The organism is Ralstonia soli (genome assembly GCF_023955655.1).
Classification (GTDB): Bacteria; Pseudomonadota; Gammaproteobacteria; order Burkholderiales; family Burkholderiaceae; genus Ralstonia; species Ralstonia soli.
The window spans coordinates 320,486-347,018 of the sequence record NZ_JAMXHT010000001.1 but is presented as its reverse complement, the minus strand read 5'-3'; the positions used below and the strand labels follow the sequence as shown (position 1 = coordinate 347,018).

Below are 26,533 nucleotides of genomic sequence, written 5' to 3'. Positions count from 1 at the left end.
TCCGTGCTCGCTGCAAAGACGGCAGACGCGCAGAATGGTATGCATATTCTTCAGGAAATTTGACATGCTCCCCGTGCTCTATGTGTCTCATGGCTCGCCCATGCTGGCGGCCGATCCGGGCCCTGTCGGCAAGATGCTGTCGGCGCTTGGGCAGGAGATGGCCGCGCTCAAGCCGCGCGCCATCGTCGTGGTTTCGCCGCACTGGATGACGCGCCGCCCGGCCGTCACCGCGCGCGCCCAGCAGGAGGCCTGGCATGACTTCGGCGGCTTCCCGCCGCAGCTCTACGCGCTGGAATACGCACCGCCTGGCGCGCCGGATTTGGCCGAGCGCATCCGCACGCTGATCGACGGCAACGTCGTCCCGGGTCTCGAAGAACAGGCCTCCACGGTGCTCGACCCGCGCCAGCCGCTGGATCACGGTGCGTGGGTGCCGCTCATGCTGATGTTTCCCGAGGCAAACATCCCTGTGGTGCAGGTCTCGCTCATGCCGGGCCTCTCGCCCGCATGCCAGATGGCGATGGGGCGCACGCTCGCGACGCTGCGCAACGAAGGCGTGCTGGTCATCGGCTCAGGCAGCTTCACACACAACCTGCGTGCGCTGATGCGCGGCCCCGGTATGGCGCAGCACGGCGTGCCGGTCGAGCCGTGGGTGGATGCGTTCCGCGAATGGATGCTGGAAGCGATGACGTCAGGCATCCGCAGCGGCGACTTCACCCAGTTCTGCGACTACCGCGCGCAAGCCCCGAACGCCGCGCACGCCCACCCGACCGACGAGCACCTGATGCCGCTGTATGTAGCACTGGGCGCCGCGATGGGTCAGCCAAGCCAGGCCACGCCTGGCGGCGTGCAGGCGCAGCACGTGGTCGACACGGTCACCTATGGTTCTCTGGCGATGGACAGCTTCCGCTTTGATGGCGCGGGCGCCAATCAGCCGCCGCTACGCGCCGCGGCCTGATTGCATGGAAGCCACCGGCGCGCGTCAGGCGCGGATCAGCGCCGGCGCCAGTGCCGTCGGGTTGACCACGCTGTCGACGTTGCCCTGCAAGACATCGAGGATGTTCTGGAATGCCGCGCGGAAGTACATCTCGTAGCTGTCGCGCTCGACATAGCCGATGTGCGGTGTGCAGATGCAGTTTTCCATGCGCAGCAGGGTGTGGCCCTGCAGGATGGGCTCCGTTTCAAACACATCGATGGCGGCCATGCCGGGGCGGCCGCGATTGAGCGACGTCACCAGGCCGTTTTCTTCCACCAGCTCGGCGCGGCTGGTGTTGACGAAGAGGGCGGTCGGCTTCATGCGCGTGAGGTCGGCCACCGTCACGATGCCGCGCGTCTCGTCGTTCAGGCGCAGGTGGACGGACAGCACGTCGGACTGCTCAAACAACGCCTCCTTCGATTCCGCTACGGCGTAGCCGTCAGCACGCGCGCGCTCTTGCGAACCCTCGCGGCCCCACACCAGCACGTTCATGCCGAATGCGCGGCCGTAGCCGGCCACCAGCTGGCCGATCTTGCCGTAGCCGAAGATGCCGAGCGTCTGGCCCTTCAGCACGCGGCCGATGCCGAAGTTGGGCGGCATCGTGGTCGACTTGAGCCCCGATTGCTGCCACGCGCCGTGCTTGAGGCTCGCGACGTATTGCGGAATGCGGCGCTGCGCGGCCATCACCAGCGCCCAGGTCAGCTCGGCCGGCGCCACCGGCGAGCCCTTGCCCTCCAGCACGACCACGCCCTTGTCGGTACAGGCATCCAGATCGATGTGGCCGCCGGCATCGCGCGATACACGGCCGGTCTGGCTGATGATCTTGAGCTTGGGCAGCCGGTCGAGCAGCTGACGCGTCACACGCGTGCGCTCCCGGATCAGCACGATGGCTTCCACGTCCGCCACACGTGCGGCCAATTGACCCACGCCTTTGACGGTGTTGTTGAACACTTTGACTTCGTGGTCTTGCAGCAGGCTGAAGCACTCCAGCTTGCGAACGGCGTCTTGGTAGTCGTCCAGTACGGCAATCTTCATCGACATCTCACTTCGAACAATGGTGCGCAGCAAAAAACAGCGATCCCTCGCGGTGGTATTCTTCCCATCCCTCGTCGCACGACAATCCGCGGCGACGTTTGGAGTTGCCCGCCGCGGGCACGCAATTTGCGCCGCCTCGCTGGTGACGAGTCCTTGTTCTAGGGTCTGTTGACCTCGGTCCCGCCACTTTAGCGCACGCGGCACCCGCTGCCCGGAAAAACCCACGTTCCGTCAGCGCACCGCTTTGTAACCGAATGTGAAATCAGCACGGCCACTGTCCCTCCGCCTGCGTTGCCCCTCCCTCTGGAAATCGCTGATCCGGCCTGCTTTTGATGCGCCGTCGATCGCTTTCCACCCCGCCGCAGCGCGCCGCCGCCGTACTGATCTGCCGCCGATTTCTTTTTCACTTCCATTGGAGTTTTGGTCATGAATCAACCCGTGATGCAGGGCGTACCCGCATTGAACGTGCCCGATTACGTGAAACACCCGCGCCTGATCGCGTGGGTGGGCGAGGTGGCCGCGCTCACCAAGCCGGATCGCATCGTCTGGTGCGATGGTTCGCAAGAGGAGTACGACCGCCTGTGCGCCGAGATGGTGGCCGCCGGCACGATGAAGCAGCTCAACCCGGCCAAGCGCAAGAACTCGTTCCTGGCGCTGTCGGACCCGTCGGACGTGGCGCGCGTGGAAGACCGCACGTTCATCTGCTCGCAGAAAAAGGAAGACGCCGGTCCCACCAACAACTGGGTCGCCCCGGCCGAGATGCGCCAGACGCTGAATGGCCTGTTTGACGGCAGCATGCGCGGCCGCACGCTATATGTGGTGCCGTTCTCGATGGGCCCGCTGGGCTCGCCGATCGCGCACATCGGCGTGGAGCTGTCGGACAGCCCGTACGTGGCCGTCAACATGCGCATCATGACCCGCATGGGGCGCGCGGTGTACGACGTGCTCGGCACCGACGGCGACTTCGTGCCGTGCGTGCACACCGTCGGCAAACCGCTGGCCGCCGGCGAGAAAGACGTGCCGTGGCCGTGCAACCCGACCAAGTACATCGTGCACTTTCCGGAATCGCGCGAGATCTGGTCGTTTGGTTCGGGCTACGGCGGCAACGCGCTGCTAGGCAAGAAGTGCTTCGCGCTGCGCATCGCCTCCACCATGGGCCGCGACCAGGGCTGGCTGGCCGAGCACATGCTGATCCTGGGCGTGACCTCGCCGGAAGGAAAGACCTACCACGTGGCGGCGGCCTTCCCGTCGGCGTGTGGCAAGACCAACTTTGCGATGCTGATTCCGCCGACCGGCTTCAACGGCTGGAAGGTGACGACCATCGGCGACGACATCGCCTGGATCAAACCCCGCAAGGACGCCGACGGCCAGACCCGCCTGTACGCCATCAACCCGGAAGCCGGCTACTTCGGCGTGGCCCCGGGCACGAGCGAGAAGACCAACTTCAACGCGATGGCCACGCTCAAGGAAAACGTCATCTTCACCAACGTGGCGCTGACGGACGACGGCGACGTGTGGTGGGAAGGCATGACCGACACGCCGCCCGCCCATCTGATGGACTGGCAGGGCCAGGACTGGACGCCGGAATCGGCCAAGGAAACGGGCCGCAAGGCCGCGCATCCGAACGCCCGTTTCACGGCACCGGCTGCGCAGTGCCCGTCGATTGACCCGGAGTGGGACAACCCGGCCGGCGTGTCGATTGATGCGTTCATCTTCGGTGGCCGCCGTTCGACCACCGTGCCGCTCGTCACCGAAGCCCGCAACTGGACCGAAGGCGTGTACATGGCTGCCACGATGGGCTCGGAGACCACCGCCGCGGCCGCCGGCCAGCAAGGCGTGGTGCGCCGCGACCCCTTCGCGATGCTGCCGTTCTGCGGCTACAACATGGCGGATTACTTCGCGCACTGGCTCAAGCTCGGCGAGCAGCTGGCAACGAGCGGCGCCACGCTGCCGAAGATCTTCTGCGTGAACTGGTTCCGCAAGGACGAAAACGGCAAGTTCGTGTGGCCGGGCTTCGGCGAGAACATGCGCGTGCTGAAGTGGATGATCGACCGTATCGAAGGCCAGGCGCAGGGCGATGAGCACGTGTTTGGCGTGTCGCCGCGCTACGAAGAACTGCGCTGGGACGGCCTGAACTTCACGGCCGAGCAGTTCGCCAAGGTGATTTCGCTCGACGCGGACGCCTGGAAGCAGGAGCTGGCGCTGCACGACGAGCTGTTCACGAAGCTGGCGCATGGCCTGCCGCAGGCGTTGCCGGATGCGAAGGCACGCCTGGAGGGACGCTTGGAAGGTTGATACCGGCCTCGTCGCCATGGAAAAACCCGCGCTGGTCGCGGGTTTTTATCCCTGGCCCATCACGCAACAGAAATTAGAACTTAAAGACTAGTTCCAATGAACATGCCGGTCTGGCAGACGAATAGACCTCTTTTTGCGTCATCCGCAACAGCGGTACGGCAACAGCCGGCTCCGTTGTGTCCACAAGAACATAACGCGTGCCGGAACTCTGGCACCGCAACATAGCAATCCCAAGGCACCCCGACCCGCCAGTGAAGTCCGCGGCCGCCCCCAACGGAAGCGGCATGAGAAGCACATTGCCTGGGCTTGGAACCGTCTGGAAAGCATGGCTGGAAGCGCCTTCCGCCAAAATCTCAAGCGGGCATTTCAGTTTTCAGACGGGCCGCCGATAGTCGTTTTAGGGTGGGTTCGTCGCGTAACAAAACATAACAAGAGCGACGGAAAGAACGAGGTTGTGGAGAAAATAAAAAGTTCACCAAGTTCTTAAGCAAACGTTCTCCATAAAAGCCGCCAGATTCCTGACTTTGATATCTGCCTCGGCAGAAGCTAACAAATGCCTTACAGACCCCTCCAGCTGGGGGGTACCAAATCCAGGGATTCAACAAGGGAAGAAAGGTGCGCCCCACTTTGGGAGGGGGATGCTGCGCGATGCACTGCCCGCCAGCCTAGGCAGCATCGCAGATTGCGGGCGAGATCTCAGGTGTCAGCGCTCAGGGGTGTGCATTTGCTGTGTAGAAATTCCAGCACCGGCGCAATATATTCGCAAGTAGCGGAATAAATAACAAATCGCCCTTGCTGCCGGCTTTTTACCAAACCTGTTCTCGATAACTCCTTCAAATGAAATGTCACGGAGGAAGGCGTTAAATCGGAAGACGCAGAAATAACTCCAGCAGAAATTCCATCCGGCCCTGCGTCGGCCAACAGAAGAAATATTCGCAGTCTGTTTTCATGTGCTAAAGCACCCAGTATTTCGGCGGCGCTTTTGATATCGAATCGGCTCATCTTCTGCTTCTTATGAAGTACAACACATAACCTGCAACCCGCCAGCCGCCGCCCACTGCCTCGCCTCCCCGCTAGGCAGCAAATTGCGCCCCCCTTCTGTCGTTGCGCAGCATGCCTCCGCCGCCAACCTTTCCGTGACATTTATGTAAGGTTGTGCGATATAACGCACGTTCCGTGCGGAGGGTAATGCGCCGGATATTAAATTACAACCGCGCCGACGTCATTTCAATAATCATTAAAACGTCAAAACTATTTCCCTTCTGACTGATTAGTTCCGCTGCTACCATTCTCGCCGCTGACCACCTGGGCCGTTTGCATGGCCAGCTTATTCGGGCCGCACGGCCTTTCTATAGGCGCGACCTTATTCGCCCATTCCAACGGAAGGAGTTGTTATGACATTCGCAAAGCTGCGCAGCCGCGCCCGCCAGAAGGGCCAAGGCATGACGGAATACATCATCATCGTTGCCCTGATCGCCGTGTCGGCCATTGGCGTGTACGCCATGTTTGGCCAGACGATCCGCCACCAGACCGCTGCCCTGGCATCGGAAATGTCGGGCAAGACCAGCGAGTCCCAGAACAACATCAACCGCGCAGGGCAGGACTCCGGCCAAGCCACCAACAAGGCCAACCAAGGCAAGGGCCTGAACAACTTCAACGTCGGCAACGACACGGGCAACTAAGCCCACCTGTGCCGACACCATGCGCACGCCTTGCCTTCGCGGCAAGGCCGCGCTTGCCCGGCAGCGGGGGCAGGCGCTGGCCTTTGCCCTCATCTTTCTCGTCGTGGGGGCACTCGCTCTTTTCACGGCATTCAATGCTTCGCAGCTGAGCAGCGCGAAGACAAAACTCCAGAACACCGCAGACGCAACCGCTTACAGCGTGGCCGTGCTGCAGGCACGCGACTACAACTTCGCCGCCTATACCAACCGTGCCATGGTGGCCAACCAGGCAGCGGTGGCTCAGGTGCTCAGCCTGAAATCGTGGATCGACGAAGTCAGTGAAACCGCGCAGTCGGATCACGTGACTGACACGTTGATCGACATCTTTGCCGACCTGGGTGAGGTCGAGTGGAATCTGCCCAAGCAGACCGCCCGCCCCATCATCTCGCCGCTCAAGTCGACCATCGATTCACTCGCGCCCACGGTGGTGAAAGGTCTGGACATCCTGAACTGGTCGCTCTCCGAAGCACAGCAGGCCTATCACCTGACGACCATGCTCTCCTATCCGCTGGTAGCGAAGGAGGTCGCACAGGCCAACGAGCCCAACACCACCGCCGACGAAGGCTACATGGCGACCCTCGGGGCGCCCAAGCTACTCGCCTGGAAAAACTACGTCACACGCACCGATCCGAAGCAACAGGCGAGCGGCGGCGGCGGTTCGGATCGTTTTGCCGACGTGGTCACGGACAAGGACACGCTCGACAATTTCGTGCCCGAGCGCGGAAAAATTCGCACGCCAACCGTGGCCAGTACGGCTGAGAAAGGCTGCGTTGGTGCAGTTTTCAGCTTCATGGCCGTAGGCGAGCCACACTCGGGTGCGACGCAATTGCGGCCCGATCTAGGCGGCTGGGAAGCCCTCGACGGTACGGCAGCAATTGGCGATCTGACTTGCATCTGGGCCACCCCTGTCGGACCTGTTGGGTTCACCTTTCCGATTATCGAGTCGCTGGGGCGCGGTGGTGCAGCAAACGGACCCGGCGGCAGCTATTCCGGCCGGAGCGGTTACAACAACACCGGGCATATCGGCGACGCGATTGTCAGCGCTGCCACTGTCGCAACATTCATGCAGTACGAGACAGGCCCTGGCTCATCGCTCGACAACTCCAGCCGCGCCGGCCTGCAGCCCTACTATGACTTGAGCGATCCAAACAAGGCCGCGCCCGGCACGGGTACCGAAAATTTCAACCGCGCGCCCACCATCACGCTGCAGGTCAAACGCAACGTCGACACTACCCGCACCACCAAGACCATGCAGGTTGGCGTCGGGCGGACCCAACTGGACGAAGCGGCCCCCTCCAGCGAGTTGCGCGCGCTGTCGAGCGCCAGTGCCTACTTCATCCGCCCGCGCAGCACCGGCGGCCCCGGCGGCCTGCTAAATGCGGCGGCTTGGCGCCGTGGCGACAACCGCTTCGAATACCCGAGCCTGTTCAACCCGTACTGGCAGCCGTCGTTGGTCGATACGTCCGCCACTGACCTCGAGGCGGCCGCCGTGGCACAAGCCGCAGGAGCCCCGTGATGGATCCACTGATTCTCTGCAACAGGGCCGCGGCAGTGTTACGCCGCCAGCGCGGCCAAGCGATCGTCGAGCTGGCCGCAGTCGCCGGTGGTGTACTGGTGCTGCTATTCCTGACCATGGCGATGGTGGGTCGCCTGAGCGACGTCCGCAGCAAGACACTCATGGCCGGGCGCTACGCCGCGTGGGAGCGCACGGTGTACCTGGACGATGCCGCCTGGAACCAATACGGCACGTCCCGCACCAAACAGCCTGAAGCGATCCGCAGCGAAATGGTGCAACGCGTGCTCGGCCACGACGATCCCCGGCTGCACGCAGACGACGGCACCCGTGCCGCGCTGCCAGCGGGTGGCGTGCCCATGTGGCACGACATTGCCGGCGCAAACCTGCTGGCGAGCTACAACGACATCACGCTTAGCACGAGCCGCAGCAACACCGGCACCCCGCTCGACACGGCGGTCGCCGCACTCGATGCCGGCGGCTCAGTCGGCGTCGGGTTCGACCTGCCGACGAACAACCAGCAGACTGCGCTGGTGAGCCTGAGCGTCGCAAATTCCAGCGACACCCTGCGGCAACTATGGCCAGGCTGGAACGGGTTCACCGCCAGCGATAAGCATGTCCTGCTGACCAACGGCTGGACGCCTGACGGCTCCAGCGGCACGCTGGCACAGGTCAGCAATGCCACCCCGGTCAAAAAGGCCGGACTCATGGGCGGTGTCGCGTTGGATGTGCTGGCCTGGTTCGCGCCCGATATCCTGGGTCTCGACCTCGGCAAGATCGCACCCGACGTGGTGCCCGCAGACCGGCTGGGGCAATAGCATGACAAACACGCTACTCGCCCATGCGGCCCGGACTGCATTGCTGACCGCCGTCGCCGGCCTGAGCGCCGCCAACACCGCGCACGCAGCAAGCAGCGCAGCGACCCAATGCGCCCGTATGCCGGCACGACCCGACGCCGGTGCTTGGGTCAGCCAGGACACTGTGGTCGACGGCATGCCGCTGGCCGTGATGACCGTCAGCTACCGTGGCACGCCCACCGAAGTGGTCCGTCGCTACAAAGCCTACTGGGACGATGCCGGCATCCCCTCGCGCGGTCTGCGCAACAAAAAGGGCTGGATCATCACGGCCACCGACGGCGAGTGCAGCTACGTCCTGCAGATGCCCACACAGCCCGACCCTCGCGGGATGGCATCCGGCGTGTACAGCGCAATGCGCCTGCGGCATGCCGATGCACCCGCCGACGTCGGCTCGGCTGCGTTGCCGTTACCGCTCGGCGGCAAGGTCCTCTCCGATGTGGTCAGCCGCGACCCGATGGCCGTGGGGCGGACAGTGGTTGTCCAGTTGAGCGGCAGCGCGGCGCGCGCCCGCGACGTCTATGTTGCCAACTTGCAGGCTGCTGGATGGCGCGTTCTCACCAACACCAAGGCACTGGGCAAGGGCGGCAGTGCCAGCGGCCGTGGCTATGGCATGGCACTGCAAAAGGAAGGCTACAAGCTCGATGCGGCGTTTGTGCCCAACGGCGCCTCCACGCAAGCCGTACTGAACCTGTCGAGGCAGCTGTGAAGGCTTCCAACCGACTGGGGCGGCGGCGCCAGCACGCCACCCGCATCACCACGGCAGCACGCGCGTCGATGCGAGGCCAGGCCTACGCCGAATACGTCGTGATCCTGGTGGTCGTCATCCTGCTGTTGATAACCGGGGGCGACAACTCGCCTATTAACCAGCTCATCGCTGCGTTCAAGTCGTTTTACCAGTCGTACAGCTACGCCATTGCAGTGCCGTAAGCACCGAGCCAACGGCTTGCGCGCCCTGTTTCTCTCCTTATTTGACGTCGACCATTCATGCTGAAGAAGATCAAAGTCCGCTCGCTGGCAAGCAACCCGTGGGTCATGCTTGTCGTCGCCGTGGCAGCGGCCGCACTGCTGACGTACTGGGTATATCGCTTTCTTGATAGCCGCGAAGCGGCCATGAAGGCCAAGCTTGCAGCGGAGCTGAGCCGGCAGAAGCACGTGTCGGTATTGGTGCCGGTGCGCGATGCTGCGGTGGGCACAGTGGTCGACAACAACAACTTCGCCGCGCGCGACGTGCCGGCCGACCTTGTGTTCGAAGATGTGATCCGCGCGAGCGACTTCGATGCCGTGACCAACCTGAAGCTGGTGCGCTCTGTTAGCCGCGGTCGCCCAGTGCGACGCGCCGATCTGGAAGCGCTGCATGCGCGCGACTTCTCCGACATGCTCGAAGTCGGCAAGCGGGCGCTAACCATCGAAATCGACGCCGTGAACTCGGCCGACAAGATGCTCAAGCCGGGCAACCACATCGACCTGTACCTCATCACTGCGGCAAGTGGTAACGCGGCTGGCGCAGATGACACCAAATCGGCAGGCAAGGCAGCGCGCCTGCTCCTGTCCGACTTGACTGTGATCGCTACTGGCCAGGACGTTCGCGCACGAGACCTCGGCGAAGCCTATGAGCGCCGGCGCGCAAACGTACAAGCCGGGCAGCCTGAGGATCAAGCCACCTACGACAGCCTCACGCTGAGCGTGACGCCCGAGCAGGCAGCGCGCATCTCGCTGGCCCAGAAGGTCGGCAATCTGCGTGCGGTGCTACGCAATGCTGCGGACAAGCGAGCGACGCCTCAGATTGCGGTTCAAGAGCGATCGCTGTTTTCGGATGATGTCGATAGCGATGTCGTTCAGTACATCGTGGGCAATACCCACGGCAAGCTGATTTCCTCGCTGCCGAATGCGCCGGAACTCCCGATGGCAAACGGCAATGCTGCGGCCAACATCCGCACAGATGCTGCGCTGGCCGCCTCGCAAAAGCTCGCAGCCGCGCAGCAAGCCAGCATGGACCGATTGACGAGCGCGCTGGTTGGGGCCGGCACGGTCCAACAGCAAGGTAACTGAGCCCCTCACAGATCGCAGTGAAGCGGGGCCAAGGCGTTCGTTTTCAGGCCAGCGACTCACGGCGCTCTCTTCCTCAACCGATTCTTCGATTGCAGAGCGATTGCATGTCCACTGATCAAAGAGCCGCCGCCCGAGCGGCCAAACAGGGTAGGGTTCTTGTGCTGGCATCCGGCATCGCGCTGGCGCCCGCGGCTGGGTCGGCCACCACGGCAGACCACGGCGCCCCCGATCCAACGGGGGTGGTGCGCGGCATTCCCGGCACCAAGCCCGCGTCCATTTCGGTCACAGGCAAATCAGTCTATGAACTCGTCCTCTTCAAGGGGGAGGTCCGCATCATCGACGTGCCCGGCACCATCAAGCGTGTAGCCGTGGGCGATGGCGCACTGGTCAGCAGTACCGTGGCCGACAAGAAGTTGATCCTGCTGGCGGAGAAAGCGGGCGTCACGAACATGGTGATCTGGAATGAAGCGGGCATCGCGATGAACGTACGCCTGCGTGTGACGGATCAGGATTTGAGCGATACGGCAGAACAACTGCGCAGCACGCTCTCGCCTTTCGTGCGCAAGCTGGAAGTCACGCAGCGCGGCAACACGATCGTGCTCAACGGGTTCATTCATCCGGATCGGGCTGCAGACCTCAAGCAGGTCACGGACCGCTACCAGATGGTCACCAATCTGATCCGCTCAGAAGACGGCGGCCCCCTCAAGAAGGCCGTGCACTTCAAGGTGCAGATCATGGAAATCACCAAGACGGGGCTGGAGAACATCGGCATCGCCTGGGACCAGCAAATCAATGGCCCGCAGGCCTCCTTCGCCAACAGCTTGGCTCGGACGGGCCGCTACGGCACGCTGCCGCCCCTGATCGGCAGCCCCTTCGACAGCACACCCGGAACAGTCAATGGTGCCGGCAGCGGATTCTTCGTGGGGATCGCCACGTCAATCTTCTCCAAGATCAACCTCGCTGTGAGCAAGGGCGAGGCCTACGTGCTGGCGGCCCCCGAGCTGAACACGCGCAGCGGCGGCAAGGCCGACTTCCTGGCCGGTGGTGAAGTGCCAATCCCGATCGCCGGCGCGTTCGGCTCGCAGACGGTCATCTACAAGCAGTACGGCATCAAGCTCGAGGTCAAACCGGCGGTGGACGGCGACAACGTCATCACCACGTCCCTGGGCACTGAGATCAGCCAGATCGATCCGTCGGTGTCGTTTGGCGGCTACCCGGCATTCCTGACGCGCCGCACCTCGTCGGAACTGACGCTGCGCCCCGGCGAGACCATCGCCATTTCGGGGCTGGTGTCTTCGCAGGCCAGCAACGCCATCGACAAGGTGCCGCTGCTGGGCGAGATCCCGGTGCTGGGGCAGCTGTTCAAGTCGACCAACTTCCGTAACAACAAGAGCGATCTGGTCATCTTCGTCACGCCGATGATCTATGACCCGAATACGCCGCCCACCAACAACCTGATGGACCGAGCGGAAAGCATCAATCGCAACTACCGCTACGAAAACGGCGATCCGAGCCCGTTGCCCGAGATCGACAGCCGCCGCGAGAAGGAAGTTGACCGCCGCGAAAACCACGAGCGTCTGCTGCAGCCGTCGCCCAACAGCGTAAAGAGCGACGCCTATCAGGGCGGCTGAAGGACTTGTCATGCTGAGACTCACCATCACCGGACGGGACGGCAGCAGCGAAGTCCGCCAGATCGGCCAAGCCTGCACCATCGGCAAGGACCCGAGCTGCGACATCGTGCTCAAGGGGTTCTTGATCGGCAAGCTGCACGCCAAGATCCTCAACCGTGAAGGGCGCTACTACCTGGAGGACGAAGGTGGCATCGCGTCCACGCTGATCAACGGCAACCCGGTCACGTCCTATGGTCCGCTGACGCCTTCCGACAAGATCGAGATCGGCAGTTATCTGCTGTCGGTCATGCAGGAGCAGGGCCAGCGGGCCGACATCGTCCCGCCGGGCAACGGTGTGCCTGACGTCAATGGTGTACACGGTGCGAACGGCCTGAATGGCCTGAACAACGGCAGCACAAGTCATGCCTCCGTTGCCGGCAGTGCGCAGGCGTACGTCAACGCCATGGCGCATGCACCGAGCGCGGCTGCACCGGCCCCGGTACGCCAGGTGCCGCCAGCCCAAGCCACGCCAGTTCCAGTAGCGCAGCCAGTGAGCCATGCGGCGCCCGTTGCAGCCCGCCCCCCGGCACCGACGCCAGCCCCTGCGCCCGCCGTGTCGTCCCCGCCCGCGCGCGACACGCACAAGGCCACCCGCGAGGAGGTGCTCTCCCCGATCAACAGCCCGCACGGCATCGAGCTGCGCAAGGCCGCGCACCAGGCGCTCATCAACGCCATGGACTTGCGCCGCGTCAACGTGGCACGCATGGAAGAAGACGAGCTGCGCAAGATCGTGGGCGGCCTGCTCGACGAAATCCTCGCGGCAGACGCCCGCTACAACACGCCGACGATTCCGCGCGACGTGCTCAAGAAGAGCGTCTTCGACGAAGTGATCGGTTTGGGGCCGCTCGAAGAGTTGCTGGAAGACGAAGCCGTCACCGAAATCATGGTGAACCGGCATGACGAGATCTTCATCGAGCGCAGCGGCCGCCTTGCGCAGTCGTCGGTGATCTTTACCGACGACCGCGCAGTGCTGGGCGCCATCGAGCGCATCGTTGCGCCGCTAGGACGACGCATCGACGAATCGTCGCCGATGGTCGACGCGCGTCTGAAGGACGGCTCGCGGGTCAACGCGGTGATCCCGCCGCTGGCACTCAAGGGCCCCAACATTACGATCCGGAAGTTCTCCAAGCGCAAGCTGCAGGGCAGCGACCTAGTGCAATTCGGCTCGCTGTCGCCGCAGATGGTGGAGTTCCTGCGCGTGGCCGTGGAACGCCGCGCCAACATCGTGATCTCGGGTGGTACGGGTTCGGGCAAGACGACACTGCTCAACGTGCTGTCGAACTTCATTCCCGAAGACGAACGCATCGTCACGGTGGAAGACGCGGCGGAACTGCAGCTCGCGCAGCCCAACCTCGTCTCGCTGGAAGCGCGGCCACCCAACATGGAAGGCAAGGGCGCCGTGACCATCCGCGATCTGGTGAAGAACTGCTTGCGGATGCGCCCCGACCGCATCGTGGTGGGCGAGTGCCGCGGCGGCGAAGCACTCGACATGCTGCAGGCCATGAACACCGGCCACGACGGCTCGCTCACGACGGCGCACGCCAACTCGCCGCGTGATTGCTTGTCCCGTCTGGAGGTGATGACGCTGATGGCGGGCCTGGACCTGCCGGTGCAGGCCATCCGCGAACAGGTGTGCTCGGCAGTGGACATCATCGTGCAGCAGACGCGCTTCTCATGCGGCTCGCGCCGTGTGACGTACATCACCGAAGTCAGCGGCATGGAAACCGGTGTGGTGCAGTTGCAGGATGTGTTCGTGTTCAAGGAAGAGGGCTATGGCAGCGACGGCCGCGTGAAGGGCCGGTTCGTATCGACCAGTTACATCCCCGACTTCTACCAAGACCTGATCCGCCGCGGCATTCCGGTGGATACCAGCATCTTTGGCGAGCAGCCGTAGGAGCGGGCGATGGAAATCATCGTTGTGTTGGTGCTGGTGTTTGCCGTCATGATCTTCCTGGCGTGGGGCGCGCTGTTCCACGGCAAGACGTGGTTCATGAAGCGTACGCAGCGGGTGGCCACCGAGGTGGAGTCCAACCTGGCCGACCTCTTCATCTTCATCAATACGCAGCAGGTTGCGGGCTTGAGCGCACTGGCGGTGTTCGTGCTGCCGCTGGTGGTCTACCTGATCTCGCAGAACGTGCTGTTTACCGCCGTGTCGGTGCCGCTGGCCTTCATGTTGCCGCGCCTATGGGTGGGCCGCATGCGCACCAAGCGTCTGCACGACATCGAAAGCCAGTTGCCCGATGCGCTGTTGATGATGTCGGGCGCGCTGCGCGCCGGCGCGAGCTTCCCGATCGCGCTGGAAAGCGTCGCGCAGGAATCGCGCCCGCCAATCTCGCAGGAGTTCGACCTGCTCCTGCGCGAGATCCGCCTGGGCGTGGATCTGCCGGTGGCGCTGCGCAACATGGAGCGCCGCATCCCGGTCTCGGATTTCCTGATGGTGACGGCGGCCATCTCCATCTCGCGCGAAGTGGGCGGCAACCTGGCGGAAACGTTGGAATCGGTAGCCCGAACGCTGCGCGAAAAGCAGCAGATGGAAGGCAAGATCCGCTCGCTCACCGCGCAGGGCAAGATGCAAGGCTGGGTGATGACGGGGCTGCCGATCTTCCTGATCTTCGTGCTGCGTCACATGGAACCCAAAGCCATGGCCCCGCTATTCGACTCAGCCATCGGCTGGGGAGTGCTGCTGGTCATCGGCGTGATGGAATTCATAGGCTACCAGGCGATCAAGAAGATTACCCACATCGACGTGTAAGAAGGAACGGGTGAGAACATGCAGGTGTTAGTGATCTTCGTGATCTGTCTGGCCACGGTGCTGATGGTGGGTCTGTTGATCTATTCCACGACGCGCCTGACGCGTGCCGTGCCCAACGAGAACCGGGACTACCTCGACCCATTGCCCAAATCGCTGCGCACGCTGTGGCCGGCGGTGCAGTTTGTCGAACATCACTTCCTGTGGGCGGTTCCGAAGCCTGTTCTTTCTCGTTCGCAGGAACAGTTGCGGCTGACCGGCATGTCGTTCCTGATGTCGGCGCGACAGTTCATCGCGCTCAGCATCGTGTCGGCCCTGCTGTTCGGGGTGCTGCTGTTCCTGATGATGCTCGGCCTGGACATGTTCTCGTTGCCCACGCTGCTGCTGGCGATGCTTGGCGGCTTTTTCTACCCGCGCCTGTGGCTGCGTGATGTGCGTCGTCGCACCATGGTGCAGGTCATCAAGCAGTTGCCGGTCTTCCTGGACTTCCTCACACTCAGCGTGGAAGCGGGTCTGAACATCAACGGCGCCATGACGCATGCGGTGGAAAAGGGGCCCGACGGCACATTGCGTCGCGAGTTCGAGCACGTGCTGCGCGACTTGAAAGCGGGCCTGAACCGATCCGAAGCCCTGCGCCGAATGGACGACCGTCTGCGCATGAAGGAAATCACCAACTTCGTCGGCGCCGTGATCCAGGCCGAGCGCATGGGCTCCGGCCTGGCAGCGACGCTGCGTTTTCAGTCCGAGCAGCGCCGCACCGAACGTTTCCAGCGCGCCGAAAAGCAGGCCATGGAAGCGCCGGTCAAGCTGATCTTCCCGCTGGTGGTGTTCATCTTTCCGGTGACGTTCATCGTGCTGGGTTTCCCGATCGTCATGAAGTTCATGCAGGAGGGCCTGCTGTGAAGCGCGGAATCCTGCTGCGCGAGCGCGAGCCGCTGTGTGCCGACGCCGAGCTGGCAGACCGCCCGCTGGAGCGCATGCGCGGCCTGCTCGGGCGCGATGGGCTAAGCGCGCAGCAGGCGCTGTGGATTGCGCCGTGCAACGCCGTGCACACTGTTGGGATGCGCATGCCGATCGACGTCGTATTCCTGTCCAGCAACGGCACGGTGCTGTCCGTGCACGACACGGTCCGGCCCAACCGCTTCCGCCTGCACTGGCGCGCCGCCGCTGTGGTGGAGCTGCGTGCGGGCCGGGCTGTTGGCCTTGGCCTGCAGCCGGGACAACAGCTCCGATTCGAAGGGGGGCAATGATGCCTGCGATCGCTCATCGCGCACTGGTCTGCAAGCGTCACACAGCTGGCGCCAGCATGGTGGAATTCATCATCGTGCTACCGATCCTGCTGCTGCTGTGCCTGGGCATCCTGCAGTTCGGCCTGCTGTATCAGGCGAAGTCCACGCTCGACTACGCCGCGCTGCAGGCCGCGCGTGCCGGTGCGCTCAACAACGGCAAGAGCAACGCCATGAAATCCGGCCTGGCACGCGGGCTGGCGCCGCTGTATGCGCGCACATCCAGCCTGGTCGGCCAGCAGCAGGCTCTGCTGGCGAGCAACCTCGACCTCATGAAGCCCGGGTCGTACCAGATCGACGTCATCAACCCGACCAGCGCGGCAATGCAGGATTTCGGCCGCACCGGTGAATATGCCGGCGCCAACGTGCAGCAGATTCCCAATGACACGCTGATGTTTCGCAACACCTCGGTTGGAGCGAGCTCGGGGCTGACCATCCAGGATGCCAACCTGCTCAAGATTCGCGTGACGTACTGCTATGAGATGTATGTGCCGTTTGCCAACCGCACCATCTTCTCGCTGATGAACAAGATCAACGACATCTATAGCACCGGCGCGCCCGGCACCGAGATTCCGCTGGCGCCCAACGCGTGCTACGCGCTGTCGGCCGTTGAAGGTACGTGGCGAATTCCGCTCGAATCCGAGGCGATCGTGCGGATGCAGACGCCGTACCAAGGAGGCTGAAGATGTTGCGGGTGATTCTCCTTGCCGCTGCTGGCGCGATCGCGCAGGCGGCTGCGCACGCTGCCGTGGACGTGCGACACAGTGAGGGCGTCGAGATGATCACTGGGCGACAGGCCAAGACTGTGCCACCGCTTGCCCGTACATCAGATACTGCCGGAAGCGGCCCGAGCAAGGCGACTCGCGCCACTGCGCCGGTCAATGCGCGCCCGGATCAACAAACAGCCAGATCGGCGGGCACGGAGCCCTTGCGTCCGCTGCAGGAAAAAGCGAGCGCGGAGGATGGCCGTCTTCCTATACGCGACAACGTCTCGATTCTGCCGGACGCAGCAGAGGATGCCGGCGGCGACGGCATTCCCAAGGATGGAGCCACCCCTGTTCGCAAGCGGCTACGTGTGACCGAGGCGGTGTTGCAGGATCAGATCGCCGCATACAATCGTGCGCTGCTCGAGGAAACACCGCCCGAGAAGCTGGCCCCACTGGAAGAGGCCATCAGCCGCACGCTGGACCAAATTGACGTGCTGGTGCGCAACACGCGCGCACCACAGCCGTAGCCCCCCAGAAATACCGCAGGACATCGAACCTGGATGTGCTGCGTGCATCAATCAAGGAGTCTGTCGTTGTCCACCTCCCGCCCGACTTTTTCCCGCACCGTCATCGCACTGACCGCCGTGGTGCTCGTCACAGCGAGCGTAACTGGCTGCAAGCGCAAGACGCCCCAGCAACCTGCGGCTGAGGCCAGCGCGCCGGCGCCTGTTGCAGAGGCCTCAGCCCCTACTTCCGCATCAGTCCCCGCATCCACGCAGCCCGCTTCAGCACCAGCCTCGGAGCATCAACTGGTGAACGTCGCTGGGCTGTCTCAGGGCGCCTTCGTCATCAACAAGCCGCGTGACAGCTCAGCCTGGGTTCCCATGCTGAACGAAATCCCGGACTCTGTCGGCGTCGTATCCAACGGCGATAGTTACGAGGCCGTCATCGCTCTGGCCGCACCGGCCACGATCCAGCAACTGCGCTTCGACCGGCTGGGTGAAGCCTCGTCAGCCCGCCACGCACAGGTGCAGTTTTCCGAGCAAGGCCAGAGCGGCCCATGGCAGACCGTGTATGACGCCGACTTGCCGCCGATCAGCGGGGACAAGAACGTCTCCAATACGGTCAAGCTCGACAAACCCGCCGGCGCACACTGGATCCGCCTGGTGATCTCGGGCGGAGCCGGCGGCACCGTCAGCCTGCAGCAGTTTGCGGCGCTGGCTGAACCCGCTCAGGCGGAACCCAAGGCTCGCGATGTGACGGGTGTTTACCAGTTCGGTAACGGTTTCGACGTGAGCGGGTTCGTGGCGATGAAGCAGGACGGCGCCACGGTGCGCGGCTGCTATGGCGACGGTGACGTCAGCCACGGCAAGCTGAAGGTGCGTAACATCAGCGGCACCTTTGAAGGCGGCGTGGAACCGAACGGCTATCTGCGCTACCTTCGTGACGGCGGCAAGCAATCATGGCGCGGCGTGGTGAGCTTCAACCCCGAAGGCGATCGTGCGGCAGTGCTCGAGTTTCCCGCCACCGCTACGGCACAAACGACAGTGTTCAGGAATGCCGTGTCCAGCGTGGGCTGGAAAACGGCCGCCTATCAGGGCACCTGCCCGGGCCTGGATTCAGACCCGGTGGGCAAAGCGCTGGAACAGGACAAGCACATCACGCTTTACGGCGTGAACTTCGATCTCGATGCCGATACCCTGCGCACCGACAGCCACCCCGCTCTGGACAATGTGGTCAAGGCCGCCAAGGCACACCCCGACTGGAAGCTCACGATTGAAGGTCATACCGACAACTCCGGCGGCGACGCGCACAACCAGGATCTCTCGCAACGTCGCGCTGCCAGCGTGCGCCAGTACCTGATCAATGCGGGTATCCCGGGCGATCGTCTGACTGCACAGGGCTTTGGCGCTAGCCGCCCGGTGGCTCCCAACACCACGCCGGCCGGCCGCGCACAGAACCGGCGCGTGGAGGTCGCGCGCCAATGATCAAGGCGTTCGCCGTGCCACCGCGCTTTACCGGTCTGGCGGTCCTGGGGATCTGCCTCGCATGCGGCACATCCGGCGTGCAGGCCGGCGTGGAAACGGTCCGTGCAGGCGGTGTGCTATGGCTCAGCGGCGGCGCGTCGACAGCCGGCACATCGCAAGGGCTCGGACGAGCCAATCTGCAGCCGTCGTCAGGCGCCCTCTACAAGCGTCCGAACACGCGTCCCATCAACGACGCCAGCATGGCAGCCGGCGCGGCCAGCGGCACGTCCGAGCTCGCGGTGGCGCAGCCACACGACGCTGCAGGCGAGGCTCCCGCGGTACCGTTCATCGGCCTTCCTGGCTCGCTGGTGGCGTTCCGCCGCGGAGCGACACCCGGCCTTGGCGATCGACCACGCTCCTTGTCCGACATGGCACCGGTGCTACCGGTCGTCGAACAAGCGGCCGAAGACAATCGCCTTGACCCCGCCCTGCTGCTCGCTGTCATTCACGCCGAGTCCGGATTCAACCCTCAGGCTCTCTCCCCTAAAGGGGCGATCGGGTTGATGCAACTGATGCCGACCACCGCCAGCCGCTACGGCAACGGTGATCTGCGCGATCCGCGCCGGAACGTACAGGCCGGAGCGGCACACCTGCGCTATCTGCTCGGCCGCTATGGCGATATATCGTTGGCACTGGCGGCCTACAACGCCGGGGAAGGCGCCGTCGAACGCCATGGGATGCGCATTCCGCCGTACGCTGAGACGCAGGATTACGTCCCGCGCGTGCTATCGCTGTATCGCCGATATCAGCAGCGGGACGAGGCAAGCCCATCACATGAGCGCGCTGCACGTAAGGTACGCACCGAATGGCTGACGGCTCCGCACCCAGGAGCGAGCGACGCCCCACCCGCGGCTCGGAACCTTCGCACGTACGCGGCGAGCCTGCATTGATTCAACATCAGACAAACACCCAAGGAGAAACAATGGATTCCAACCGCTTGCGATCTGTATGCCTGTCGCTTGCCCTGGTGGCGCTGCTGGGTGCCTGCACCAAGAAAGAAGACGTCGCCAACCGTGATGTCACCGTCCCTGCGGTGGGTAAGGACAATGATCTGCCCAAGGAATGTATTGAAGCGGAACAGGCTCACCGCGTTTGCACGGAAACCATGGCTGCGAACATTGAACGCGCGGGCCAGTCCGCAGCCGCCCAGCGACTGCGTGATGCGCTTCCCAAGGAAATGGAGGGAGTCCGCGCCCGCTGGCGAGCCAATCCGAACAAGGATGGTCTGGCCCAATCCTGCGCGGCAACCCGCGACGCACTGCGCGCGCAGCCACAGTGCCATCAATAAAAACGAAAGCGCCGCAATCGATTGCTGAGATGACGCACGCGTTCGCCACGGCCGCGGCGCCTGCATGCAACCTAGAACCCATCAACGGGCGACCCATGCAAGCACGCTGGCTTGCTAACGGAGTGGGTAGATCAAACGGGAGGTTGGAATGGGTCATCAGATTTTGCTGGTCGATCAGGACCAGTCACAGCGCGAACAGCTATCGCTGTTGCTGCATGACGGCGGCCACCACGTACTGCGTGCGACCGGATTGGCACAGGCGCAGGACTTGATGCAAACCGTGTTGCCCGACCTGGTGCTGGGCGCAGGCTGGCAGGCGCAACAACAAGCATGGCTGATGGCGCTGCGTGCCGACGTGCGCACGAGCAAGCTGCCCGTGATCGTGATGTCACACCAGGCCGATGCGCTTTCCAAAATCGCCGCGCTCGATGCCGGTGCAGACGACTACGTGGTCAGCCCGTGCGATACGGGCGAGCTGCTCGCGCGCATCCGCGCCGTGCTGCGCCGCCAACAGACACCGCCAACCGACGACGTGGTCCGCGCCCACGGCCTGCGCCTGGACCCGCTGACGCTGGGCGTGGAAGTCCAAACCGCGCACGGTTCGCAGCCGATCGCGCTCAGCCCGCTTGAGTTCCGTCTGCTGCATTTCCTGGCGATGCATCCGCAGCGCGTGCATTCGCGCACCCAATTGCTCGACCGCGTCTGGGGCAACAACGTGTTCGTGGGCGAACGCACTGTCGACGTCCATATCCGCAAGCTGCGTGTGGCGCTGGAAGGCACCCCGTGCGCTGGGCTGATCCAGACCGTACGCGGTGCGGGCTATCGGCTCATGCCCCAGCACGACGCCAGCGAACCAGTCACGCTGGCCGCCACGCTCGGCACTGCAGTCATCGGCGGTAATGCGCGACATCTGGCGTATGAGACGCCGCACCTGGGCCGTGCAGCGCGTGGGGCGAACCAGCACGCCACGTTGGCTTAACGCTTGATGATCTGCACCCGCCGAGTCTGTGCGCGGTGGGTTTCGGAGTCGTTCGGCGCCAGCGGCTTGGTCGCGCCAAACGCCAGGGCCGTCAACCGATCCGCCGCAATACCGGCGCCCACCAGATAGGCCTTGGTGGCATCGGCACGCCCTTGCGACCGCGTCTGGTCGTGCGCGGCGGCCCCGCTATCGTCGGTGTGGCCCAATCCTGCGTGGCGACCCGTGACGCGCTGCGCGCGCAAGCACAGTGCCACCCCGGTTGAACGGGTCACGCATCGACCAGGGAAAAACGGCCGGGCTGCCCACGCAGCTCCGGCCGTTTCACGTTGGCCCGATGCCGAATCAGCGCTGGCTCTCGCGCCAACGCTTGAGCCACCCCAGCCCTTCGCTCGTGCCGGCACGCGGACGGTACTCGCAGCCGACCCAGCCGTCGTAGCCCAGCGTATCCATCAGCGCAAACAGGTGCGGGTAGTTCAGCTCGCCCTCGTCCGGCTCGTGGCGATCGGGCACGCCGGCAATCTGCACATGACCGACACCGCCCTCGCCCACGTACTGCTTGAGCTTGACCGACAGATCGCCCTCCATGATCTGCGCGTGGTACAGGTCGAACTGCACCTTCAGGTTGGGCGCGCCGATCTCCTTGCACACCGCGTGCGCCTGCGCCTGGTGCGTGAGGAAGAAGCCCGGCATGTCGCGCGTGTTGATCGGCTCGAGCACGATGGTGATGCCCGCGCCGGCGGCTTCACGTGCGGCGTATGCGACGTTGCTCACGTAGGTGGCCTGATGGCGTGCGCGGTCTGCGCCGGCGGGCAGCAGGCCGGCCATCACGTGCAGGCGTGTATTGCCGAGCACCTGTGCGTACTCCAGCGCAGTGGCAATGCCGCGCTTGAATTCCTCTTCACGGCCCGGCAGCGATGCAATGCCGCGCTCGCCGCCCGCCCAGTCGCCGGGCGGGGCGTTGAACAGCGCCTGCTTGAGGCCCGCACCGTCAAGGCGGGCGCGAATCTCGGCCTTGTCGAAATCGTAGGGGAAGAGGAACTCCACGCCCTCGAAGCCGTCCTTTGCCGCAGCGGCAAAGCGGTCGAGGAACGCGTGCTCCTGATACATCATGGACAGGTTGGCGGCAAAGCGCGGCATAACAGACCTCGAAATACGATTGCTTATTTATTGACCAACTTGGCTGGCGTACGCAACACGGCGATGCAGCCGAGCACCAGCACGCCGGCCAGCGCGTACATCCCGGCGGCGGTGCTGCCGGTCATGTCCTTGAGCGCACCGATCATATAGGGGCTGACGAAGCCGGCCAAGTTGCCCACCGAGTTGATGGCGGCAATGCCGGCAGCAGCGGCCGTACCTTGCAGGAAGGCCGTCGGCAGCGACCAGAACAGCGGCGCGCAGGTCAGCACACCGGAAGCCGCGAGTGACAGGAACACGATCGACAACGCCACGTTGTTGCCCGCCGTTGCCACCACCGCAAACCCCACCGCGCCCATCATCGCCGGCACGACCAGATGCCAGCGGCGCTCGCGGCGTGCATCGGCGCTGCGGCCGATCAGCACCATGGTGATCGCCGCGCAGACGTACGGAATCGCAGAAAGTACGCCCACCATCAACGTGTCCTTCACGCCGGCATTCTTCACCAACGTCGGCATCCAGAACGTCAGCCCGTACTGGCCCATCACGAAGGCGAAGTAGATCAGGCTCATCATCCACACGCGCGGGTCGGAGAACACCTTGCCAATGCCTGTGTGCTCGGTCTTGCCCTTGTTGTCTGCGGCAATGTTGGCTTCGAGGATCTGCTTCTCCTCCTCGTTCAACCACTTCGCCTTGCGGATGCTGTCATCGAATTTCCACAGCACCAGCAGGCCGACCAGCACGGCGGGAATCGCTTCGATCACGAACATCCACTGCCAGCCTTGCCAGCTGCCGCTATCGTGAAACGCGCTCATGATCCAGCCCGAGAGCGGGTTGCCGAAGATGCCCGAGATGGGAATGGCCGCCATGAACATCGCCACGATGCGCGCGCGGCGGTGCGACGGATACCAGTACGTGAGGTACAGGATGATGCCCGGATAGAAGCCGGCTTCGGCCAGGCCGAGCAGGAAGCGCATCACGTAGAACTGCGTCGGCGTCTGCACCCACGCAAAGGCCGCCGAGATCAGGCCCCAGGTGATCATGATCCGCGCGATCCAGATGCGCGCGCCGATCTTGTTCATCAGCAGGTTGCTCGGCACCTCGAAGAGGAAGTAGCCAATGAAAAAGATGCCGGCACCCAGGCCGTACACCGTCTCGGAAAAATTCAACGCCTGCGACATCTGCAGCTTGGCAAAGCCGACGTTCACGCGGTCGAGATACGCAACCACGTAGCACAGCATGATGAGTGGAACGATGCGGCGTGACACGCGCGCGTAGACGCTGTCTTCCTTTGAAACGGCGTGCGTGTGCAACGCCGCCGTGGTGGCGGTGGAGGTATTCATGTGGTCTCCAATCTAGGTTTTATATGGGCCGTGCAGCAGGCGCTACCAGCGGGCCCCGAACGTCTGTCGCAGCTCGTCGATCTGCGTATCGGACAGCGGTGCGGGCTTCGGCTCCGTCATCAGCCAAAGCTTGGCGGTTTCTTCCAGTTCTTCCAGCGCATAAGCCGCGTTCGAGGCCGAGCTGTGCCACACCACGGGGCCCAGTCGGTCAAGCAGCACGGCGCGCACGTCAGTGGCCAACGCGGCAATCTGCGCCGCCACATCCGGATGCCCCGGTCGTTGATACGTGATGAGCGGCACATGGCCGACCTTCATCACGTAGTACGGCGTGATGGGCGGCAGCACGTCGGCTTCGCGCCAGACGCCGGCCAGCGTGAGTGCCACCAGATGCGTCGAATGCGTATGCACCACGGCGTGCGCGTCGGCGTTGCGATCGTAGATGCCGCGATGCAGGGCGAGCGTCTTCGAGGGCTTGTCGCCGCTGACCCATTCGCCCGCCGTGCTGACCTTGGCGATGCGCGCCGGGTCCAGCGTGCCGAGGCATGCGTCGGTGGGCGTGATCAACCAGCCATCCGGCAGCCGTGCGCTGATGTTGCCGGCCGTGCCGACGGTGTAGCCACGCGCATAGAGGCTCTGGCCCACGCGCGCGATCTCTTCGCGCAGGGCGTTCTCGTTGGCGATGTCAGCCGCGCTCATGCTGCCGCGTCCTTCAGTTGCGCGAATGCCTTCTCGAAGAAATCGACCGTACCGAAGTTGCCCGACTTGAGCGTGATGTGCAGCCCATCGCCATCCTTCGCGGCAGGCGATGCGGCATGGCACCACGGCACGCCGGGGTCGATCTGGCCGCCGATGCGCATCTGTTCGATCTCCAGCGCCTGCACGCACGCGCCAGAGGTCTCGCCGCCGGCCACCACGAGCTGGCGCACGCCCAGCTCGACCAGCCCGCGTGCGATGCCGGCGATGGTGTGCTCCACCATCTCGCCCGCCCTGTCCACGCCGAGCTGGCCTTGAATCGCCTTGACGGCAGCCGGTTCGGCGGTCGAATAGATCAGCACCGGACCTTGCGCAAGTTTGTCCTTGGCCCAGGCCAGCGCTTCGGCGCGCACGTCAACGCCAGCGGCAATGCGCAGCGGGTCGATGGCCAGCGCCGGGCGGCCCGTTTCAATGAAGTGCATCACCTGCCGGTTCGTCGCCACAGAGCAACTGCCCGACACCACCGCCTGCAAACCCGCCGGGGCGGGCAGGGCAGCGGCCGTGCTGGTCGGCTGCAAGCCAAAGTTGGCCGGCAGCGCAATCGCCACGCCGGAACCGGCGGTGACGAGCGGCAGGTCGGCCAGCGCCGGCCCCAAGCGCAGCAAATCTTCGTTGGACACCGCATCGACGATGGCCATGCCCACACCCTCGGCCTTGAGCGCGTCAATGCGCACGCGGATCGCGGCCGCACCCTGCGCGACAGTGGCGTAGTCGATCAGCCCCACCTTGCGGCGCGTCTGCGCTTGCAGCACGCGCACGAGGTTGGGGTCGGTCATGGGCGTGAGCGGGTGGTTCTGCATGCCGCTCTCGTTGAGCAGCACGTCGCCCGCAAACAGGTAGCCCTTGAATACCGTGCGCTTGTTGTCCGGAAACGCCGGCGTGGCGATGGTGAAGTCGGTGCCCAGCGCGTCCATCAGCGCATCCGTCACGGGGCCGATGTTGCCTTGCGGCGTGCTGTCGAAGGTGGAGCAGTACTTGAAGTAGATCTGCTGCGCGCCCTGCGCCTTCAGCCACTCCAGCGCGTGCAGCGATTGCGCCACGGCGTCGGCCACCGGAATCGTGCGCGACTTGAGCGCGACGACCACCGCATCGGCCTCCACGTCGAGCGGCCCCTGCGGCACGCCGATCGTCTGCACCACGCGCATGCCCGCGCGCACGAGGTTGTTGGCAAGGTCTGTGGCGCCGGTAAAGTCGTCGGCAATGCAGCCGAGCTTGATGGCGGCGTTCATGCCTTTTTCTCCGGCAGCGTGATGCCCGGGAAGATCTTGATGACGGCGGCGTCGTCTTCCCTCGCATACCCGGCGGTGGACGCCTGCATGAACATCTGGTGCGCGGTGGCCGCCAGCGGCAGCGGGAACTTGGTCGCGCGCGCTGTATCGAGCACGAGGCCCAAGTCCTTGACGAAGATGTCGACGGCAGAAAGCGGCGTGTAATCGCCGGCCAGCACGTGGGCCATGCGGTTCTCGAACATCCAGCTGTTGCCCGCGCTGTTCGTGATGACTTCGTACAGCGCATCCGCCGCCACGCCTTCGCGCAGGCCCAGCGCCATCGCTTCAGCCGCAGCGGCGATGTGCACGCCAGCCAGCAACTGGTTGATGATCTTGACCTTGCTGCCCGCACCGGCCTTGTCACCCAGGCGGTAGACCTTGCCGGCCATCGCGTCGAGCACATCGCCTGCAGCGGCGTAGGCTGCCGGCGTGGCCGAAGTCATCATCGTCATCTGGCCCGAAGCGGCCTTGGCCGCACCGCCCGAGATCGGGCCGTCCACGTACAGGATGCCGCCTTGCGCCAGGCGCGCTTCCAGCGCGATCGACCAGTTCGGGTCCACCGTGGAACACATCACGAACGCGCTGCCCGGCTTCATGGCAGCCGCCGCGCCGTTCTCGCCAAACAGCACCGACTCGGTCTGCGCGGCATTGACGACCACCGAGACCACCACATCAGCGTGGGTAGCCACCTCGGCGGGCGAGGCGCAGGCCACGCCGCCTTCCTTGGCGAACTCCGCCGCCGCGCCGGGGCGCGCATCGCAGGCGTAGACGGTATAGCCGTTGTGGCGCAGGGTCTTGGCGATGCCCAGGCCCATTGCGCCCAGGCCGATCACGCCGACCGTTCGGCCAGCCGTGGATTGCGTCATGTGGAAACTCCTGAAATCAG

At 64.1% G+C, this 26,533-nt stretch carries 26 protein-coding genes and 1 pseudogene; 19 read left to right on the top strand and 8 right to left on the bottom strand.

Features of this window, described 5'->3' with window-relative positions:
- Window positions 1-64: 64 nt before the first annotated feature.
- Entirely contained in the window at window positions 65-955 is an 891-nt protein-coding gene (locus NG900_RS01555; protein ID WP_252675998.1) for a DODA-type extradiol aromatic ring-opening family dioxygenase, read from the top strand.
- Between the two features lie 24 nt (window positions 956-979).
- On the opposite strand, the gene NG900_RS01550 is transcribed toward NG900_RS01555, so the two are convergent.
- The gene (locus tag NG900_RS01550; RefSeq protein ID WP_252675996.1) at window positions 980-2,008 is read right to left on the bottom strand and encodes a D-2-hydroxyacid dehydrogenase family protein; all 1,029 of its coding nucleotides are present in this window, start codon (window positions 2,006-2,008) and stop codon (window positions 980-982) included.
- A gap of 426 nt (window positions 2,009-2,434) precedes the next feature.
- Between NG900_RS01550 and NG900_RS01545 the strand changes: the two genes are divergently transcribed.
- Complete coding sequence (locus tag NG900_RS01545) at window positions 2,435-4,303, top strand: phosphoenolpyruvate carboxykinase (GTP) (RefSeq protein WP_252675994.1); 1,869 nt, start codon at window positions 2,435-2,437, stop codon at window positions 4,301-4,303.
- Between the two features lie 696 nt (window positions 4,304-4,999).
- Here the strand turns inward: NG900_RS01545 and NG900_RS01540 are convergent.
- Window positions 5,000-5,305, bottom strand: a complete 306-nt coding sequence (locus NG900_RS01540; protein WP_252675992.1) for an ArsR/SmtB family transcription factor — start codon at window positions 5,303-5,305, stop codon at window positions 5,000-5,002.
- 392 nt (window positions 5,306-5,697) lie between these two features.
- On the opposite strand from NG900_RS01540, the gene NG900_RS01535 reads away from it, so the two are divergent.
- From NG900_RS01535 to NG900_RS01455, 17 genes are all read left to right on the top strand, one after another.
- Entirely contained in the window at window positions 5,698-5,985 is a 288-nt protein-coding gene (locus NG900_RS01535; protein ID WP_252675991.1) for a Flp family type IVb pilin, read from the top strand.
- A 19-nt stretch (window positions 5,986-6,004) separates the two neighbouring features.
- Window positions 6,005-7,540: a TadE/TadG family type IV pilus assembly protein gene (locus NG900_RS01530; protein ID WP_252675990.1), complete on the top strand. Its 1,536-nt coding sequence runs from the start codon at window positions 6,005-6,007 to the stop codon at window positions 7,538-7,540.
- The gene (locus tag NG900_RS01525; protein ID WP_252675987.1) at window positions 7,540-8,355 is read left to right on the top strand and encodes a hypothetical protein; all 816 of its coding nucleotides are present in this window, start codon (window positions 7,540-7,542) and stop codon (window positions 8,353-8,355) included. Before NG900_RS01530 ends, NG900_RS01525 begins: the two co-directional genes overlap by 1 nt.
- A gap of 1 nt (window position 8,356) precedes the next feature.
- Entirely contained in the window at window positions 8,357-9,100 is a 744-nt protein-coding gene (locus NG900_RS01520) for a hypothetical protein (protein WP_252675985.1), read from the top strand.
- A complete protein-coding gene (locus NG900_RS01515) occupies window positions 9,097-9,321 on the top strand; it encodes a hypothetical protein (protein WP_252675984.1) in 225 nt (74 codons plus the stop codon). The genes NG900_RS01520 and NG900_RS01515 overlap by 4 nt, the downstream gene beginning before the upstream one ends.
- A 57-nt stretch (window positions 9,322-9,378) precedes the next feature.
- Window positions 9,379-10,443, top strand: coding sequence for a Flp pilus assembly protein CpaB (gene cpaB, locus NG900_RS01510; RefSeq protein ID WP_252675982.1), 1,065 nt, complete (start codon window positions 9,379-9,381; stop codon window positions 10,441-10,443).
- Between the two features lie 104 nt (window positions 10,444-10,547).
- Complete coding sequence (locus tag NG900_RS01505; RefSeq protein WP_252675981.1) at window positions 10,548-12,074, top strand: type II and III secretion system protein family protein; 1,527 nt, start codon at window positions 10,548-10,550, stop codon at window positions 12,072-12,074.
- Window positions 12,075-12,084: 10 nt separating this feature from the next.
- The gene (locus tag NG900_RS01500) at window positions 12,085-14,007 is read left to right on the top strand and encodes a TadA family conjugal transfer-associated ATPase (RefSeq protein WP_252675979.1); all 1,923 of its coding nucleotides are present in this window, start codon (window positions 12,085-12,087) and stop codon (window positions 14,005-14,007) included.
- Window positions 14,008-14,016: 9 nt separating this feature from the next.
- Window positions 14,017-14,865: a type II secretion system F family protein gene (locus tag NG900_RS01495; RefSeq protein ID WP_252675978.1), complete on the top strand. Its 849-nt coding sequence runs from the start codon at window positions 14,017-14,019 to the stop codon at window positions 14,863-14,865.
- Window positions 14,866-14,883: 18 nt separating this feature from the next.
- Entirely contained in the window at window positions 14,884-15,765 is an 882-nt protein-coding gene (locus NG900_RS01490) for a type II secretion system F family protein (protein WP_252675977.1), read from the top strand.
- Window positions 15,762-16,112, top strand: a complete 351-nt coding sequence (locus NG900_RS01485) for a DUF192 domain-containing protein (protein ID WP_252675976.1) — start codon at window positions 15,762-15,764, stop codon at window positions 16,110-16,112. Before NG900_RS01490 ends, NG900_RS01485 begins: the two co-directional genes overlap by 4 nt.
- A gap of 56 nt (window positions 16,113-16,168) precedes the next feature.
- The gene (locus NG900_RS01480; RefSeq protein WP_252675974.1) at window positions 16,169-16,831 is read left to right on the top strand and encodes a TadE/TadG family type IV pilus assembly protein; all 663 of its coding nucleotides are present in this window, start codon (window positions 16,169-16,171) and stop codon (window positions 16,829-16,831) included.
- Window positions 16,832-16,833: 2 nt separating this feature from the next.
- Window positions 16,834-17,382, top strand: a complete 549-nt coding sequence (locus NG900_RS01475) for a hypothetical protein (protein WP_252675973.1) — start codon at window positions 16,834-16,836, stop codon at window positions 17,380-17,382.
- 285 nt (window positions 17,383-17,667) lie between these two features.
- On the top strand, window positions 17,668-18,843 hold the full coding sequence (locus NG900_RS26675; protein ID WP_315862357.1) for an OmpA family protein: 1,176 nt from the start codon (window positions 17,668-17,670) through the stop codon (window positions 18,841-18,843).
- Complete coding sequence (locus tag NG900_RS01465; RefSeq protein ID WP_252675971.1) at window positions 18,840-19,772, top strand: lytic transglycosylase domain-containing protein; 933 nt, start codon at window positions 18,840-18,842, stop codon at window positions 19,770-19,772. The genes NG900_RS26675 and NG900_RS01465 overlap by 4 nt, the downstream gene beginning before the upstream one ends.
- A gap of 32 nt (window positions 19,773-19,804) precedes the next feature.
- Complete coding sequence (locus NG900_RS01460; protein WP_252675969.1) at window positions 19,805-20,170, top strand: hypothetical protein; 366 nt, start codon at window positions 19,805-19,807, stop codon at window positions 20,168-20,170.
- A 148-nt stretch (window positions 20,171-20,318) separates the two neighbouring features.
- On the top strand, window positions 20,319-21,149 hold the full coding sequence (locus NG900_RS01455; RefSeq protein WP_252675967.1) for a winged helix-turn-helix domain-containing protein: 831 nt from the start codon (window positions 20,319-20,321) through the stop codon (window positions 21,147-21,149).
- Here the strand turns inward: NG900_RS01455 and NG900_RS01450 are convergent.
- From NG900_RS01450 to ltnD, 6 genes and pseudogenes are all read right to left on the bottom strand, one after another.
- Window positions 21,146-21,421 (bottom strand): OmpA family protein, encoded by a 276-nt coding sequence (locus NG900_RS01450; RefSeq protein WP_252675965.1) that lies wholly within the window; start codon window positions 21,419-21,421, stop codon window positions 21,146-21,148. The two genes, NG900_RS01455 and NG900_RS01450, sit on opposite strands and share 4 nt — an antisense overlap.
- Before the next feature lie 70 nt (window positions 21,422-21,491).
- Complete coding sequence (gene otnI / locus NG900_RS01445; RefSeq protein ID WP_252675963.1) at window positions 21,492-22,286, bottom strand: 2-oxo-tetronate isomerase; 795 nt, start codon at window positions 22,284-22,286, stop codon at window positions 21,492-21,494.
- A 23-nt stretch (window positions 22,287-22,309) separates the two neighbouring features.
- The gene (locus NG900_RS01440) at window positions 22,310-23,626 is read right to left on the bottom strand and encodes an MFS transporter (protein ID WP_252675961.1); all 1,317 of its coding nucleotides are present in this window, start codon (window positions 23,624-23,626) and stop codon (window positions 22,310-22,312) included.
- A gap of 42 nt (window positions 23,627-23,668) precedes the next feature.
- On the bottom strand, window positions 23,669-24,322 hold the full coding sequence (gene otnC / locus NG900_RS01435) for a 3-oxo-tetronate 4-phosphate decarboxylase (RefSeq protein ID WP_252675959.1): 654 nt from the start codon (window positions 24,320-24,322) through the stop codon (window positions 23,669-23,671).
- Window positions 24,319-25,608: a 3-oxo-tetronate kinase gene (gene otnK, locus NG900_RS01430; RefSeq protein ID WP_252675957.1), complete on the bottom strand. Its 1,290-nt coding sequence runs from the start codon at window positions 25,606-25,608 to the stop codon at window positions 24,319-24,321. Before otnK ends, otnC begins: the two co-directional genes overlap by 4 nt.
- Window positions 25,605-26,528, bottom strand: a pseudogene (gene ltnD / locus NG900_RS01425) (L-threonate dehydrogenase); the annotation flags it as partial. The pseudogene ltnD and the gene otnK, both read right to left, overlap by 4 nt.
- Between the last annotated feature and the right edge of the window lie 5 nt (window positions 26,529-26,533).

Excerpts from the sequence above, each read along its gene's own strand:
- NG900_RS01555 (WP_252675998.1), top strand. The coding sequence starts at position 65 with ATGCTCCCCGTGCTCTATGTGTCTCATGGCTCGCCCATGCTGGCGGCC.
- NG900_RS01550 (WP_252675996.1), bottom strand. The coding sequence starts at position 2,008 with ATGAAGATTGCCGTACTGGACGACTACCAAGACGCCGTTCGCAAGCTG.
- NG900_RS01545 (WP_252675994.1), top strand. The coding sequence starts at position 2,435 with ATGAATCAACCCGTGATGCAGGGCGTACCCGCATTGAACGTGCCCGAT.
- NG900_RS01540 (WP_252675992.1), bottom strand. The coding sequence starts at position 5,305 with ATGAGCCGATTCGATATCAAAAGCGCCGCCGAAATACTGGGTGCTTTA.
- NG900_RS01535 (WP_252675991.1), top strand. The coding sequence starts at position 5,698 with ATGACATTCGCAAAGCTGCGCAGCCGCGCCCGCCAGAAGGGCCAAGGC.
- NG900_RS01530 (WP_252675990.1), top strand. The coding sequence starts at position 6,005 with ATGCGCACGCCTTGCCTTCGCGGCAAGGCCGCGCTTGCCCGGCAGCGG.
- NG900_RS01525 (WP_252675987.1), top strand. The coding sequence starts at position 7,540 with ATGGATCCACTGATTCTCTGCAACAGGGCCGCGGCAGTGTTACGCCGC.
- NG900_RS01520 (WP_252675985.1), top strand. The coding sequence starts at position 8,357 with ATGACAAACACGCTACTCGCCCATGCGGCCCGGACTGCATTGCTGACC.
- cpaB (WP_252675982.1), top strand. The coding sequence starts at position 9,379 with ATGCTGAAGAAGATCAAAGTCCGCTCGCTGGCAAGCAACCCGTGGGTC.
- NG900_RS01505 (WP_252675981.1), top strand. The coding sequence starts at position 10,548 with ATGTCCACTGATCAAAGAGCCGCCGCCCGAGCGGCCAAACAGGGTAGG.
- NG900_RS01500 (WP_252675979.1), top strand. The coding sequence starts at position 12,085 with ATGCTGAGACTCACCATCACCGGACGGGACGGCAGCAGCGAAGTCCGC.
- NG900_RS01495 (WP_252675978.1), top strand. The coding sequence starts at position 14,017 with ATGGAAATCATCGTTGTGTTGGTGCTGGTGTTTGCCGTCATGATCTTC.
- NG900_RS01490 (WP_252675977.1), top strand. The coding sequence starts at position 14,884 with ATGCAGGTGTTAGTGATCTTCGTGATCTGTCTGGCCACGGTGCTGATG.
- NG900_RS01480 (WP_252675974.1), top strand. The coding sequence starts at position 16,169 with ATGGTGGAATTCATCATCGTGCTACCGATCCTGCTGCTGCTGTGCCTG.
- NG900_RS01475 (WP_252675973.1), top strand. The coding sequence starts at position 16,834 with ATGTTGCGGGTGATTCTCCTTGCCGCTGCTGGCGCGATCGCGCAGGCG.
- NG900_RS01465 (WP_252675971.1), top strand. The coding sequence starts at position 18,840 with ATGATCAAGGCGTTCGCCGTGCCACCGCGCTTTACCGGTCTGGCGGTC.
- NG900_RS01460 (WP_252675969.1), top strand. The coding sequence starts at position 19,805 with ATGGATTCCAACCGCTTGCGATCTGTATGCCTGTCGCTTGCCCTGGTG.
- NG900_RS01455 (WP_252675967.1), top strand. The coding sequence starts at position 20,319 with ATGGGTCATCAGATTTTGCTGGTCGATCAGGACCAGTCACAGCGCGAA.
- otnI (WP_252675963.1), bottom strand. The coding sequence starts at position 22,286 with ATGCCGCGCTTTGCCGCCAACCTGTCCATGATGTATCAGGAGCACGCG.
- NG900_RS01440 (WP_252675961.1), bottom strand. The coding sequence starts at position 23,626 with ATGAATACCTCCACCGCCACCACGGCGGCGTTGCACACGCACGCCGTT.
- otnC (WP_252675959.1), bottom strand. The coding sequence starts at position 24,322 with ATGAGCGCGGCTGACATCGCCAACGAGAACGCCCTGCGCGAAGAGATC.
- otnK (WP_252675957.1), bottom strand. The coding sequence starts at position 25,608 with ATGAACGCCGCCATCAAGCTCGGCTGCATTGCCGACGACTTTACCGGC.